The 12,993-nt window shown below is 69.5% G+C and carries 13 protein-coding genes and 1 pseudogene; all 14 read left to right on the top strand.

Annotated elements, in window-relative coordinates; all coding sequences use genetic code 11:
- Positions 1-328 precede the first annotated feature (328 nt).
- On the top strand, positions 329-1,882 hold the full coding sequence (ffh, locus tag AC08OX_RS04490) for a signal recognition particle protein (RefSeq protein WP_476606647.1): 1,554 nt from the start codon (positions 329-331) through the stop codon (positions 1,880-1,882).
- A 354-nt stretch (positions 1,883-2,236) separates the two neighbouring features.
- Positions 2,237-2,683 carry a 30S ribosomal protein S16 gene (gene rpsP, locus AC08OX_RS04485; protein WP_011437970.1) on the top strand — a complete coding sequence of 149 codons (447 nt, stop codon included), beginning with the start codon at positions 2,237-2,239 and terminating at the stop codon, positions 2,681-2,683.
- A complete protein-coding gene (locus tag AC08OX_RS04480; protein ID WP_476606646.1) occupies positions 2,684-2,917 on the top strand; it encodes an RNA-binding protein in 234 nt (77 codons plus the stop codon). It begins immediately after the preceding gene.
- A gap of 47 nt (positions 2,918-2,964) precedes the next feature.
- Positions 2,965-3,504, top strand: coding sequence for a ribosome maturation factor RimM (gene rimM, locus AC08OX_RS04475; protein ID WP_011437968.1), 540 nt, complete (start codon positions 2,965-2,967; stop codon positions 3,502-3,504).
- A 122-nt stretch (positions 3,505-3,626) separates the two neighbouring features.
- The gene (gene trmD / locus AC08OX_RS04470) at positions 3,627-4,439 is read left to right on the top strand and encodes a tRNA (guanosine(37)-N1)-methyltransferase TrmD (protein WP_476606645.1); all 813 of its coding nucleotides are present in this window, start codon (positions 3,627-3,629) and stop codon (positions 4,437-4,439) included.
- Between the two features lie 220 nt (positions 4,440-4,659).
- Complete coding sequence (gene rplS, locus AC08OX_RS04465; protein WP_011437966.1) at positions 4,660-5,016, top strand: 50S ribosomal protein L19; 357 nt, start codon at positions 4,660-4,662, stop codon at positions 5,014-5,016.
- A 184-nt stretch (positions 5,017-5,200) separates the two neighbouring features.
- Complete coding sequence (lepB, locus tag AC08OX_RS04460; protein ID WP_476606644.1) at positions 5,201-6,259, top strand: signal peptidase I; 1,059 nt, start codon at positions 5,201-5,203, stop codon at positions 6,257-6,259.
- Positions 6,256-6,978 (top strand): ribonuclease HII, encoded by a 723-nt coding sequence (locus AC08OX_RS04455; RefSeq protein ID WP_476606643.1) that lies wholly within the window; start codon positions 6,256-6,258, stop codon positions 6,976-6,978. The genes lepB and AC08OX_RS04455 overlap by 4 nt, the downstream gene beginning before the upstream one ends.
- Complete coding sequence (locus AC08OX_RS04450; protein WP_011437963.1) at positions 6,975-7,271, top strand: DUF2469 domain-containing protein; 297 nt, start codon at positions 6,975-6,977, stop codon at positions 7,269-7,271. Before AC08OX_RS04455 ends, AC08OX_RS04450 begins: the two co-directional genes overlap by 4 nt.
- A 673-nt stretch (positions 7,272-7,944) precedes the next feature.
- A complete protein-coding gene (locus tag AC08OX_RS04445) occupies positions 7,945-8,826 on the top strand; it encodes a transposase (RefSeq protein WP_476606648.1) in 882 nt (293 codons plus the stop codon).
- A 475-nt stretch (positions 8,827-9,301) separates the two neighbouring features.
- Positions 9,302-9,652 carry a YraN family protein gene (locus AC08OX_RS04440; protein WP_476606642.1) on the top strand — a complete coding sequence of 117 codons (351 nt, stop codon included), beginning with the start codon at positions 9,302-9,304 and terminating at the stop codon, positions 9,650-9,652.
- Positions 9,652-11,187: pseudogene (locus AC08OX_RS04435) on the top strand (YifB family Mg chelatase-like AAA ATPase). The gene AC08OX_RS04440 and the pseudogene AC08OX_RS04435 overlap by 1 nt, the downstream one beginning before the upstream one ends.
- Before the next feature lie 98 nt (positions 11,188-11,285).
- Positions 11,286-12,599, top strand: coding sequence for a DNA-processing protein DprA (gene dprA / locus AC08OX_RS04430; RefSeq protein ID WP_476606641.1), 1,314 nt, complete (start codon positions 11,286-11,288; stop codon positions 12,597-12,599).
- Between the two features lie 87 nt (positions 12,600-12,686).
- The coding region (locus AC08OX_RS04425; protein WP_476606640.1) for a site-specific integrase at positions 12,687-12,993 on the top strand (307 nt) is incomplete at its 3' end.

Below are 12,993 nucleotides of genomic sequence, written 5' to 3'. Positions count from 1 at the left end.
GGTTAAACGACAAGCTAAGCTTCATCACTGAGCGGAGCTGTGGGGCTCCGCGGTCAGCCGCGACATGTTCCTCGGTGTTCTCCTGGCCGGGGGGGGTGAGCGTCCGGCGAGGCGTCTCGCCCTCCTCAGCGCAGAGGGCGGACCCGGCAGGTGAATGACCAGGCCGGCGTCCGTGCGGGCATGCCTCGCCGGGCCGCGCACGTCGCGTCCGCGTCGATCGGCCGATGCGTGACGTCGTCGGTTGATCGGACACGGGGGTGTGCTGCCTTCGTCGTCGGGTGCGTACGCTGGTCCCTGCGGTCCGTCTGCGATCCCGGAGTGTGTGCGCGTGTTCGACACCCTTTCCAGCCGCCTCGACAAGGTCTTCGCGTCGCTGCGTGGCAGAGGGCGCCTTACCGATGCCGACATCGACGCCACCGCGCGGGAGATCCGGGTGGCTCTGCTTGAGGCGGACGTCGCGCTCCCGGTCGTCCGTGGCTTCGTGGCCGCGGTGAAGGAGCGTGCCCGCGGCGCCGAGGTCAGTGCGTCGTTGAACCCTGCCCAGCAGGTAATCAAGATTGTCAATGAGGAGCTCGTTGCGATCCTCGGCGGCGGCACGACGACGCTGCGGTATGCCAAGACCCCGCCGACAGTGATCCTGCTCGCCGGCCTGCAGGGAACGGGTAAGACCACCCTGGCCGGCAAGCTCGGGCGCTGGCTCAAGGCTCAGGGTCACACCCCGCTGCTGGTCGCGGCCGACCTGCAGCGTCCGAACGCGGTCAACCAACTGCAGGTGGTCGGGGCGCGGGCCGGGGTGGAGGTCTTCGCGCCCGAGCCCGGCAACGGGGTCGGGGATCCGGTGCGCGTCGCGCGCGACGCGCTCGCGCACGCGCACCGGCAGGTCTTCGATGTGGTCGTCGTCGACACGGCCGGGCGGCTCGGCGTCGACGAGGAGATGATGCGGCAGGCGGCCGACATCCGCGACGCCGTCTCACCGGATGAGATTCTCGTCGTCCTGGACGCGATGATCGGTCAGGACGCGGTCGCGACCGCGAGCGCCTTCGCCGATGGCGTGGGATTCAGCGGAGTGGTCCTGACCAAGCTCGATGGCGACGCGCGCGGTGGTGCGGCCCTTTCGGTCGCCCAGGTGACCGGTCGGCCGATCATGTTCGCCTCCACCGGTGAGGCCCTGGACGACTTCGACGTCTTCCACCCGGAACGCATGGCGTCGCGGATCCTCGGCATGGGTGACGTCCTCACCCTCATCGAGCAGGCCGAGAAGGCGTTCGAGGCCGAGCAGGCCGAGGCCATGGCGGCGAAGATGGTCGCCTCCGAGTTCACGCTCGAGGATTTCCTCGAACAGATGCTCGCGGTCCGCAAGATGGGCCCGATCGGCAACCTGCTCGGCATGCTGCCGGGTATGGGCCAGATGAAGGATCAACTGGCGCAGGTCGACGATCGGGACGTCGATCGGGTGGTTGCGATCATTCGGTCCATGACGCCGACGGAACGGCGTGATCCCAGGATCCTGCAGGCGTCCCGCAAGGCTCGGGTCGCGCGTGGATCCGGGGTCACGGTCACCGAGGTCAACCAGCTGCTGGACCGGTTCGCCGAGGCCCGCAAGATGATGCGACAGATGGCTGGCGGCATGGGGATGCCGGGGGGGGTGGGTCGAGCGAAGGCCGCCTCGGCTCGCAAGGCAGCGAAGAAGGGCAAGGGAGCCAGCCGCAAGGGTAATCCGGCGGCACGGGCGGCCCAGGCCAAGGCGCAGAAGTCCACTGCGCAGGAGCGGCCGGCGAAGGGCCCCGCGCTTCCGGACGGCATGCCGGATCTCTCGGCGCTGATGCGGCAGCAGGACGGCTTCGGTGGGATGCCGCCGCGCGGCCCCCGCGGGGGCCGTTGACCCTGTCTTCCGCACACGGTGCCGTGACCTGCGACGATGCATCGCATGATCAAATCGGTCAGCGCCCTGACCTGGGACGACGCGCGCATGTGCGGAGAACGGGGTTGACCCGCGCGATGCGGCCGTGGCGAGTGCACGGGCTCCCCGCTCGTGTGCGGCGGTCACGATCTGGCAGACTGTAAGCTCAATACAGGCCCTGCCTGCCAGCGTCGGTGTGGCTGCCCTCATTCCTCGCGGTGTCGCGCGGGAGATGTGTGAGTGGCTGTCCGGCGCGGGTGCTTCCCACCACCGGGGCTCCATGCGCAGCCATGGAAAACCAGTGGTCATCGACATGTCTGGAGCCGTTCGACCACCGTGGCAACCAAGATTAAACTGCAGCGTCTCGGCAAGATGCGCGAGCCGCACTACCGCATCGTCGTGGCTGATGCCCGTACCAAGCGGGATGGTCGGGTCATCGAGTCCATCGGGCAGTACCACCCCAAGTCCGACCCGAGCATCATCAAGGTCGACGCCGAGCGGGTGGGGCACTGGCTCTCGGTCGGTGCACAGCCCACCGAGCCCGTCCTCGCGATCCTCAAGGTCACCGGGGACTGGCAGAAGTTCAAGAACCTGCCGGCGCCCCCGCCGATGAAGGTCGCCGAGCCAAAGGCGGACAAGCGGGAGATCTTCCAGGCGGCCGCGCGGGCCGCCGCAGGCGCCGAGGACCGGCCGGCGACCACGCCGAAGAAGGCCAAGAAGTCCGGGTCGGCAGAGGAAGCGGAAGCCGCCCCGGCCACGGACGCACCGGCCGCGGGGCAGTAGGTGCTGGAGGCGGCCCTCGAACATCTCGTGCGAGGCATCGTCGATCACCCCGACGACGTCCGGGTGGACCTGAACAACGGTCGGCGTGGACGCACCCTGGAGGTGCGGGTGCACCCCGAAGATCTCGGGAAGGTCATCGGTCGGCGAGGTCGTACCGCTCGTGCGCTGCGCGCGGTGATGGGTGGTGTCGGAGGCCGGGCCCTTCGGATCGACGTCGTCGATGTGGACCGTTAGGACCTGCCGGCGTTGTCGCGAGCTTCGTCCTGATTGCCCGAGAAGTCGTGGCTGAGGAGATCGTCGTCGGGCGGATCGGCCGTCCGCATGGCATCCGCGGTGAGGTCACGATCGAGATTCGTACCGACGTGCCCCACCGCAGGTTTGTCGTAGGGGCGGTCCTCGGTCGCGAAGGGGGGGGGACTGCGCTCACCGTCTCCGGCGCTCATTGGCACTCGGGCCGCCTGTTGCTTCATTTTCGCGGGGTGGACGATCGTGGCGCCGCGGAGGCGCTGCGCGGCGTGCTCCTGACCATCGACGCGGATCAGGCGGGATCGCCGCTCGACGACGCCGACGGTGACGGCGAGGCTGTGGAGATGTGGTGGGATCGGGACCTGGTCGGCCTGCGGGCGGTGACCACGGCGGGCATGTTGTTGGGGCACGTCACCGACATCATTCACTCCCCTGCGGGAGACCTGCTCGCGATCGGCGGCCCGGACGGTGGTGAGCATCTCGTCCCCTTCGTCCGTGACATCGTGCCGACCGTCGACCCCCCCGCCGGCCGGATCGTCGTGGATCCGCCGCCCGGCCTGCTCGATCTCGATTGACCCGGGTCCTGGGCGGGAAGTCGGCTGCGGGCCCTCGGCCCGGTCTTCGGCTGGCGGGTAGATCGGGTTTCTTGGCAGGCAGCCGATATCTCTGAAAGAGCCGATATCTCTGAAAGCAGCCGATGCGCGCCGACATCGTCACCATCTTCCCGGCCTATCTCGAGCCCCTGCGTCTGTCGCTCGTGGGCCGGGCTCAGGAGCACGGAACCCTGCAGATCCATACACATGATCTGCGGATGTGGACCACGGATGTTCATCGCACCGTGGATGACGCCCCCTACGGGGGAGGCCCGGGGATGGTCATGCGGCCCGAGCCCTGGGACGCGGCGTTGTCGCAGATCACCGCACGAGTGGCCGGTAGCCGGCCCCGGGTCGTCGTGCCGACCCCGGCGGGGACTCCGTTCACTCAGCGCCACGCCGAAGAACTGGCGCGCGAGCCCTGGCTGGTGTTCTGCTGCGGGCGCTACGAGGGCATCGACGCCAGAGTGATCGAGACCTGGGCCGATGACGAGATCTCCATTGGAGACTATGTGCTGGCCGGGGGCGAGGCCGCGACCCTGGTGATTCTCGAAGCGGTTACGCGGCTGCTGCCCGGAGTACTCGGTAACAGTGCCTCAGCCGCCGATGACTCTTTCTCCGACGGCTTGCTGGAAGGCCCGGTCTACACCCGTCCGCCGGTATGGCGGGGGACCGAGGTGCCGCCTGTTCTCCGCTCAGGCGATCATGAGGCGATCGCCCGCTGGCGTCGTTCCCAGGCGCTTCGTCGTACCCTGTTGCGGCGCCCGGACCTCCTGGAACGCCGCGAGTTCGCCGAAGCGGACCGAGTCGTACTCGCTGCCGCCGCGGCCGAGGCGGCCGGGCGGATGCTGCCGGCCCCCACCGAGGGGACGGGCCTGATCCATCATCGTGACGTCGAGGGGCCGGGCGAGGGGTAGGGCGGTCCGGTCTCTCTCCCGGGTGTGGCACAGTAGAATGCAGTGTCCGTCGGTTCGTGACCGGTTCGGGCGGCCTCGGGTCGCATGTCTTTCCCGCGGGACACCTCGCGGTGATTGCGTCCACCCATGCCGGCCGGGTCGGCCTGGACCACGGATTGTCCACCTCGGTGCGTTCCGGGGCCGCGGACCATCCATCTCAACTCTTCAGGAAGCGACTGCCATGCACACCCTGGACAGCCTCGACGCCGAGTCGCTGAGGACCGACGTGCCCGAGTTCTGGCCGGGCGACACCCTCAAGGTCCACGTGCGGGTCGTCGAAGGAAACCGTCAGCGCATCCAGGTCTTCCAGGGGGCCGTCATCCGCCGCCAGGGTGGCGGGGTGCGGGAGACCTTCACCGTCCGTAAGGTCAGCTTCGGCGTAGGTGTGGAACGGACCTTTCCCCTCCACAGCCCGATCGTCTCGAAGATCGAGATCGTGAGCCGTGGTGACGTCCGACGGGCCAAGCTGTACTACCTGCGTCAGCTGCGCGGTAAGGCCGCCAAGATCAAGGAGAAGCGTGAGCCGGTCGCGCGCTGAGGCCACCGCCACCCCGTGACGCGTCCGGATTCTCCATCCGCGACTTGCCGGTTGCCCGTGCAGGTGGCGCCGCCGTTGATGGACGAAGATAGGCGGCACGGTCCGCAACGCTGTCGCAAGGTGCGGCTGGTGGCACGTCGACCGGTCCGATGAGGTTTGACGGTCGATTCTGCGAGGTGGCGGCGTGAATGCATCCGATCCCAGTGGGCCTCGGGTACCGGGAAGAACCGAGGGCGGTCAGCCGGACGGTGCGCGGCCGACCCCTGCGGCCGAGCCTGACGGCCCGAAGGACCAGGCGCAGCCCGACGGCCCGGAAGCCCCCGGTCGTCGGGTTTCCCGGCCCGAGGCGGCGCGGACCCGTGGCCGTGGCTCGTTCCTCCGCGAGCTCCCGGTCCTTGTGCTGATCGCCTTTCTGCTCGCCCTGCTCATCAAGGCTTTTCTGGTCCAGGCGTTCTGGATCCCCTCGGAATCGATGGAGCGGACGCTGCTGGTCGACGACCGGGTTCTCGTCAACAAGGTCGTCTACCACTTCCGCGACGTGCACCGGGGTGAGATCGTCGTCTTTAATGGCAAGGGAACCGGATTCGATCATGCCGAGTCCGTCGTCCCGCCGCCGAGCAACGCGTTCAGCGGGTTCGTTCGTGGCGCGCAGAACCTGTTGGGTCTCGGGGCCCCGAGCGAGACCGACTTCATCAAACGCGTCATAGCGGTCGGCGGCGACACGGTCGCGTGTTGCGATACCGCGGGCAGGGTCTCGGTCAACGGCCATCCGCTCGACGAGCCGTACGTCTACCAGAACGACTATCAGCGGTTCGGTCCGCTGACCGTCCCGGCTGGCTACCTGTGGGTGATGGGTGACCATCGCGGGGCCTCCTCGGATGCCCGGCAGAACGGACCGATCCCGAAGCATGCGGTGGTGGGACGGGCCTTCGTCCGTGTCTGGCCACTTGGCCGGTTCGGCTTCCTGGGCGTTCCGAACGATTTCGCCGGGATTCCCGCCGCGTCGGTGCTGCCTCCGGCTCCTCGTGCGTCGGCCGGGTCGACCACATCCGCCGCGCTGTCTTCTACCGGCGACGCCGTGGTGCCGCTGCCGGGCTACCCGGCCACGGATGACGTGTCCCTGTTCGCCTTTGCCGTGCTGATCCCCCCGGCGTGGACCGCCACCCGTCGGCCTCGCCGGATGCCACGAGGATCCACGCGCACGTGCGCACCAGGGACGGCTCGCCGCCGCGGTCCGTCATGAGACACTACGGTGTCGCTCTTCGCCGGGATGCCGGGCTGTTCGGTTACGAGCGCGCCCTGAACAGGCATGGTCTCGGCCCGGTCGCAGGGGTCGATGAGGCGGGTCGTGGGGCATGCGCCGGACCCCTGGTCGTCGCCGCGGTGATTCTGGCTCCGGAGGCTCGTCAGCGGCTGGCGCGGTTGGCCGACTCCAAGCTCCTGACCGAGCAGATCCGCGAGAGTGTTTTCGAGGACGTGATGGTCGCCGCCGCGGCGTGGTCGACCGTCGTCATCTCCGCGGCCGAGATCGATCGGGTCGGCCTGCACGTGGCCAACATCACCGGAATGCGACGCGCGGTGGCGCGCCTGTCTGCGCGCCCGGGTTACGTGCTCACGGATGGATTCGCGGTCGCCGGTTTCGGAGTGGAGTCGTTGGCGGTGGTGAAGGGAGACCGGGTGGTCGCGTGCGTGGCGGCAGCTTCGGTCGTGGCGAAGGTGACGAGGGACCGGATCATGCGTGCGTTGCACACGCGCTATGCCGAGTACGATTTCGCGCAGCACAAGGGATACGTCACCGCGGCCCACGCGGCGGCGCTGGCGCGCTGCGGACCGTGTGACGAGCATCGGATGTCGTACGTCAACGTGGCTGCGCATGCGGCGACGACGAGGGAAGCACGATCGTTGCGGCTGGAGGACAGGGTGCTTGTGACCAGCCGGCATGGCGTCACGGAGACTGTATGAGCGCGGAAGACCTCGAGAAGTACGAGACCGAGATGGAGCTGCAGCTCTATCGCGAGTACCGCGACGTGGTGGGGCTGTTCTCGTATGTGATCGAAACCGAGCGCCGCTTCTACCTCGCGAACGACTACCAGATCGAGGTCAGGAACAGCACGGACGGCGAGGTCTTCTTCGAGTTGATCTTGAGGGACGCCTGGGTGTGGGACATGTTCCGGCCTGCGCGTTTTGTTAAGAATGTCCGAGTAGTCACCTTTAAAGATATCAACGTCGAGGAGTTGACCAAGGCCGAGCTCTGACCTAGATCCGCCAGTAGCTGGTGATGTTGGGGGTTCGTAGATCGTTGGAACGTGAGCGGGTGCCTGCCGTGCAGGAAGAATCGGGGTTACCACCACCAACCGATGGCGTCCTGACGAGAGGCACCCGCCGGGTAAAGAGACTACGCAGATCGACCGGGCCGCGGAAACGGGCCCTGCGGGTTCGGGTCGGGCCGGCGGACCGGTCGCTGACCGGGTTGGCTGGCCTGGCGGCGGTGAGCGACCTGGTGGATCGGCTCGGGGTCGTTGAGACGCTCGACGAGCGGGTCGGGCCGGTCAAGCAGCGGGCGCGGGGACTGTCGGCCGGGGAGTTGCTGGTCGGGTTGGCCACGGCGCAGTTGACAGGGCAGGCGACGCTGTCCGGGCTGGACCGGCTGCGGTCCGACGAGGCGGGTGGGCTGCTGGCGGCGGTGCCGTTCGCGCCGTCGCGGACGGCGGCGAGGCTGGCGGCCAGGTTCGGGCCGGGCGCGTTGGCCGGGGTCGAGGCGACGGTCGGGGTGCTCGCCGGCCGCTGGCTGGCCCGGTTACCCGCGCAGCGCCGGGCCGAGCTGGTCACGGGGCGGCCGACGCTGGACCTGGACTCCTCGGATGTCGAGGTCTTCGGCCGCACGAAGCGCGGCGTGGCCTATACCTATGAGGGGAAGAAGGCCGGCCGCTGCTGGCGTCATGGGCCAGGACCGGGCTGGTCCTGGCCGCGGACCTGCTCGCCGGCGACCAGGACGTCCGTCCGCGCGCGGCCGGCCTGTTCGCGCGGGCTCGGGCGAACCTGCCGGTCGCGGTCTGCGCGCCGCCGCTGCTGCGCGCGGGCTCGGGGTTCTTCACCGGCGACCTCGCCCGCGCCGCCGTGGCCGCGGGGGTGGACTTCGCGATCGCCGCGCCGCGTAACTCCGCGTTCTGGCGCGCCTACGCCGCCGTCGAGGAGACGTCCTGGACGGACGCGCGGGACATGACCGGCGCCCAGGTCGCCACCAGTAGCTACGCTCCGACCGGCTGGCCGCCCGGCACCTACACGATCATCCGCCGGGTGAAGGTCCCCGCCACCGAGATCTCCACCGACCCCCGCTCACGGCGGCGGCGCACCATCCCGAAAGCCCAGCTCACCCTCGCGCTCGACGGAATCGTCGACCATGCCTGGGCGGTCAGCTTCATCGTCACGAACATCCCCGCCGACGACGGGCCGGACATCGTCGCGCTCGAGTACTGGTTCCGCGGCCGCGCCGACATCGAGACCCAGATCAAGGACCACAAACTCGGCGCCGGCCTACGCCACCTGCCCTCAGCCGACCCGACCATCAACACCGTCTGGACGTGGGCCGCGATCCTCGCCGGCTGGCTGTCCACCCTGCTCCAGACGCTCACCGGGTTCGACCAGCGCGCCGGGCGCGCGCACGGCGACCGGCTCCGCCACGAACTGATCACCATTCCCGGCCGGGTCACCCGCCACGCAGGCCAACTGATCCTGCGCCTGCCACCCGGCCGCGACCAGCACCTAACCACCGCCCTCGCCCGGCTGCGCGCCCTGCCCGCGGCCGTCTGACCAGCCCGTTCTCTACGCGGAACACGCCCCCGGGCCGTGGACCCGGCGCTCACCCGGCACGACAGCCGGGCCTTCACCCTGCCCAGCCGTCGAAAACAACATCAACAAGCCCGAAAAGGGAAGATCACCGAACTTTGATCATGCAAGCCGGCGCTACTAGCGAATCTAGGTCTGACGCCGACTCTCGGCGTCACGCTTTCCCGGCCCGGCTGCCTGATTGCCTCGGCATCTTGATCGTCTCGGCGGTATGTTCGGCGGATCGGCACCTCATTCCGGTCGGCTGTCGCCTGAATCGACCGTGCGATTCGACCCGTCACCGAAGCCCGTGATGACCCGCTGAGATGTCCGCCCAGCTCGCTCCTGTGGAGAAACCCTCGTCATCCACATGTCGATCATGTGGATGGCTCTCCGGCCCGCCCACGTCCACGCTGGTCACGACCGGCGGGCACCCGTCCCCCGGCGAACGGGAGCGGCGATGCGGGCAAAGGACGCACTGGGCAGGTTCGGCGAAGATGTCGCAGCCCGCCATCTGGCGGCGGTCGGCGCCGAGATCCTCGACCGTAACTGGCGCTGCCGCGAGGGCGAGCTCGTTGTGCAGGACGGTGAGAGCCTGGTGTTCTGCGAGGTCAAGACCCGATCCGGGACGCGTTACGGATCGGCCGCCGAGGCCGTCGTAGGTCGCAAGGCGGTTCGGATCAGACGCCTGGCCGCCCGGTGGCTCGCCGAGCACCCCCACGCCTCGTCATTGGTGCGTTTCGACGTCCTCCTGGTGTCCCGTCCTTCGACGGGCCCGGTTCGTGTCGAGCACATCCGGGGAGCGTTCTGATGGCTCTCGCGCGGGCCCGGGCGGTGGCGGTCGTCGGGGTCGAAGGTCACATCGTCGAGGTGGAGGCGGATCTCGCCGATGGTCTTCCGCGGCTGACTCTCATCGGTCTGCCCGATGCCGCGTTGCATGAGTCGCGGGATCGGATTCGCGCCGCGATCGTGAACTCGGGCCAACGGTGGCCTGATCGTCGCATCACACTCGGGTTGTTCCCCGCCACCCTCCCGAAATCGGGCAGTGGTTTCGACCTGGCCATGGCGGTGGCGATCCTCACCGCGGCCGGCGTGGTGCCGCGCGCAGCCCTGCTCCGCCGGGTACTCATCGGCGAGTTGGCGCTGGATGGCCGGGTGCGCGGTGTCCGCGGGGTGCTCCCGGCGGTACTTCGGGCGGTGGCCGCCGGTGTCGAACGGGTCGTGGTGCCGGCGGGCAACGCCGCCGAGGCGGCGCTGGTACCGGGCGCGGTGGTGGAGCCCGCTGTCGATCTCATCAGTGTGCTGGCGCTCCTGCGGGGAGAGATCGCCGCCGAGCCCGTGGAGGCCCCCACGACCGAAGCTGCCTCCACCGACGGTCAGGCCGGGGATCTGGCGGACGTGGCGGGGCAGAGCAGGGGCCGGCTGGCCGTCGAGGTCGCGGCTGCCGGTGGTCACCACCTGTTCATGCAGGGGCCGCCCGGCAGTGGCAAGACCATGCTGGCCGACAGACTGCCCGGGTTGCTGCCGAACCTCGGTACCGAGGCCGCTCTCGAGGTGACCGCGGTCCATTCGGTCGCCGGCCTGCTGCCCGCGGACTGCCCGCTCGTCACCCGACCGCCGTATCGCAGTCCGCACCACAGTGCGACCCCGGCGGCACTCGTCGGAGCAGGCTCGACGGTGATCCGGCCCGGGCTGGCCAGTCAGGCGCACCGGGGCATCCTATTTTTGGACGAGGCGGCGGAGTTTACCCGTCAAAGTCTCGATGCGCTACGTCAACCGTTGGAGAGCGGAGAGATCGAGATCGCCCGCGCTCGCGCGACGACCCGGTTTCCCGCCCGCTTTCAGCTGGTTCTGGCGGCGAATCCCTGCCCGTGTTCGAAGGCCCGCGGCCCGCGCGCGGTGGGCTGCGAATGTCCGAGCCTGGTCCGTCGGCGCTATCTGGCCCGTCTGTCCGGGCCGCTCCTGGATCGGATCGACATCCAGGTGGCGTTGAGTGCTCCGAGCCGGGCGGAGCTATGGGCGGACCGTGGCCAGGGTGATTCGTCCGCGGTTGTCGCGGCGCGGGTCGCTGCGGCCTAGGATGCGACCCGGGTCCGACTGGCCGGAACGCCGTGGCGGCTCAACGCGGAGGTGCCGGGGCCGGCGATGCGCCGACTGTGGCCGCTGCCGGCGAGGGCGACGGCCGTGGCCGAGCGGGCATTCGAAAGAGGCCTGCTCACCGCGCGCGGTCTCGACCGTGTCCTGAGGTTGGCGTGGACCTTCGCCGATCTTGCCGGGCGGGGCACGCCCGGTCCCGAGCAGTTCGGTGCCGCTCTGGATCTGAGATTGCCCGGGTGGTCGGCATGAGCGTGGGAGACCCCCGTGGGGACGCTCCTGACCGTGACGTGAACCGTGTCGCCCAGCAGGAAGAAGCCGCATCCGGTGCCGTCTTCAGGGAGTGGGACATGAGCTCGACGACTCCGCCGGATGCCCGGGGGGCGGATCCAGCTTCCGCGCCCGGGAGGGTGGCACCGGGTGACAGCGACTGGTCGGATCCCGAGCGGTTGGCCCGTGTCGCCCTGGCTCGCGTCTTCGGCCCGGAACATCGTCGCGCGGCCGTCGAGGTCAGGCGTCGGGGTGCGTCCGAGGTGTGGAACGCGCTCCGGGCGGCGCATCCGAGTGTCGATCCGGTTCGGGACCTGGACGCGGCATGGCGCGCCGGCGCCCGGCTGGTCTGTCCCCAGGACGCCGAGTGGCCCCTCGAACTGGATGCCCTGGACCGCCTTCGGGACGCGGGGGATGGTTCGGTGATCGGCACTCCACTGGCTCTGTGGGTTCGCGGTCCGGTCAACCTGAGCGAGCTCCCACCCCGGGCGGTCACAGTCGTGGGCTGCCGGACCGCGACCAGCTACGGGCTGCACCTCGCCGGAGAGATCGCGTTTGCGATGGCGGAACAGGGATGGGCCGTGGTGTCGGGAGCCGCGTTCGGCATTGACGCAGCGGCACATCGGGGGGCGTTGGCCGCAGCCGGACCGACGGTGGCGGTGCTCGCCGGGGGTGTTGACGTTCCCTACCCGACCGCCCATGTGGAACTGCTGGAGGAGATCGCCCGTACCGGGGCGGTAGTCAGCGAGGTGTCGCCGGGCACGCCGCCGTACCGACGCCGATTCCTCACCCGTAATCGCATCATCGCGGCTCTGTCCCGGGGGACGGTCCTGGTCGAGGCGGGCCACCGTAGCGGCGCGCTGAACACGGTTGCTCACACCCGTCGGCTCGGTCGTCCCGTCATGGTTGTTCCGGGGCCGGTGACCAGCGCCATGAGCGCAGGCTGTCACCGGCTGCTCCGGGACTTCCGTGAACAGACGGTTCTGGTCACCGGGGCCGAGGACATCAGGGAGGAAATCGCGAGTATCGGATCGCTCGTACAGCGGCCGGAGAGCGGGAATGGCCCGCGGGACGGATTGTCCGAGGCGGTGCGCGAGTTTCTCGACGCGATGCCGGCCCGCGCTGCCGTCGGGGTGTCCGTGCTGGCGCGCCGCACCGGCCTGCGCCCCGAGGCGGTGCTGGCGATGCTGGGCCCACTCGCGGTGGAGGGGCTGGTCGAGAACGTGGCGGGCGGTTACCGCCTCACGGATCTGGGCCGAGCGCCGTCGAACCCGTCCCATCCCGCAACGTCCGGTACCCAACCGGGTGCCGCCCACGGCGGGGCGGATCGTTCCCCGACGCGCAGTACCGCGGATCCGGGACCCGACGGCGAAAACCCCGACGGGGAGACCTGAGTCAGCCCGGATGCAATGTCCCCGGGTGCAGTGTCACGGACGCCGCAGCGTCTTGACGAGAACCATCGATGTTGCCACGGTCGTCTCATGGCCCTGCGAGGCGAGAGCGCCGAGGAGCCCGCCGACGGTCGGCTTCTGCCGCGGCAGCGCCCCCGAGCGACGTGTGGATCAGACGCCCTGCCAGTCGAGATCGTCGAGACACCCGAGTCCGACTGGGACGCGGCGGTCGCGGGTTTTCTCCGCCACCTCATCGCGGAGCTGGCCCGATCTCCTGAGACCGTGCGTGCCTACGCCGCCGACCTCGCCAACCTGCGCGCTCATGCGGAGCGGATGGGCTGTTCGGTCCTCGCCGACCTCGATCTGGCGCTTTTGCGGAGCTGGCTCGCTTCGATGC

The sequence above is a fragment of the Frankia sp. CoBUL1 genome (assembly GCF_978021245.1).
The sequence above is the reverse complement of the archived record's forward strand: the minus strand, read 5'-3'. Positions and strand labels throughout refer to the sequence as shown.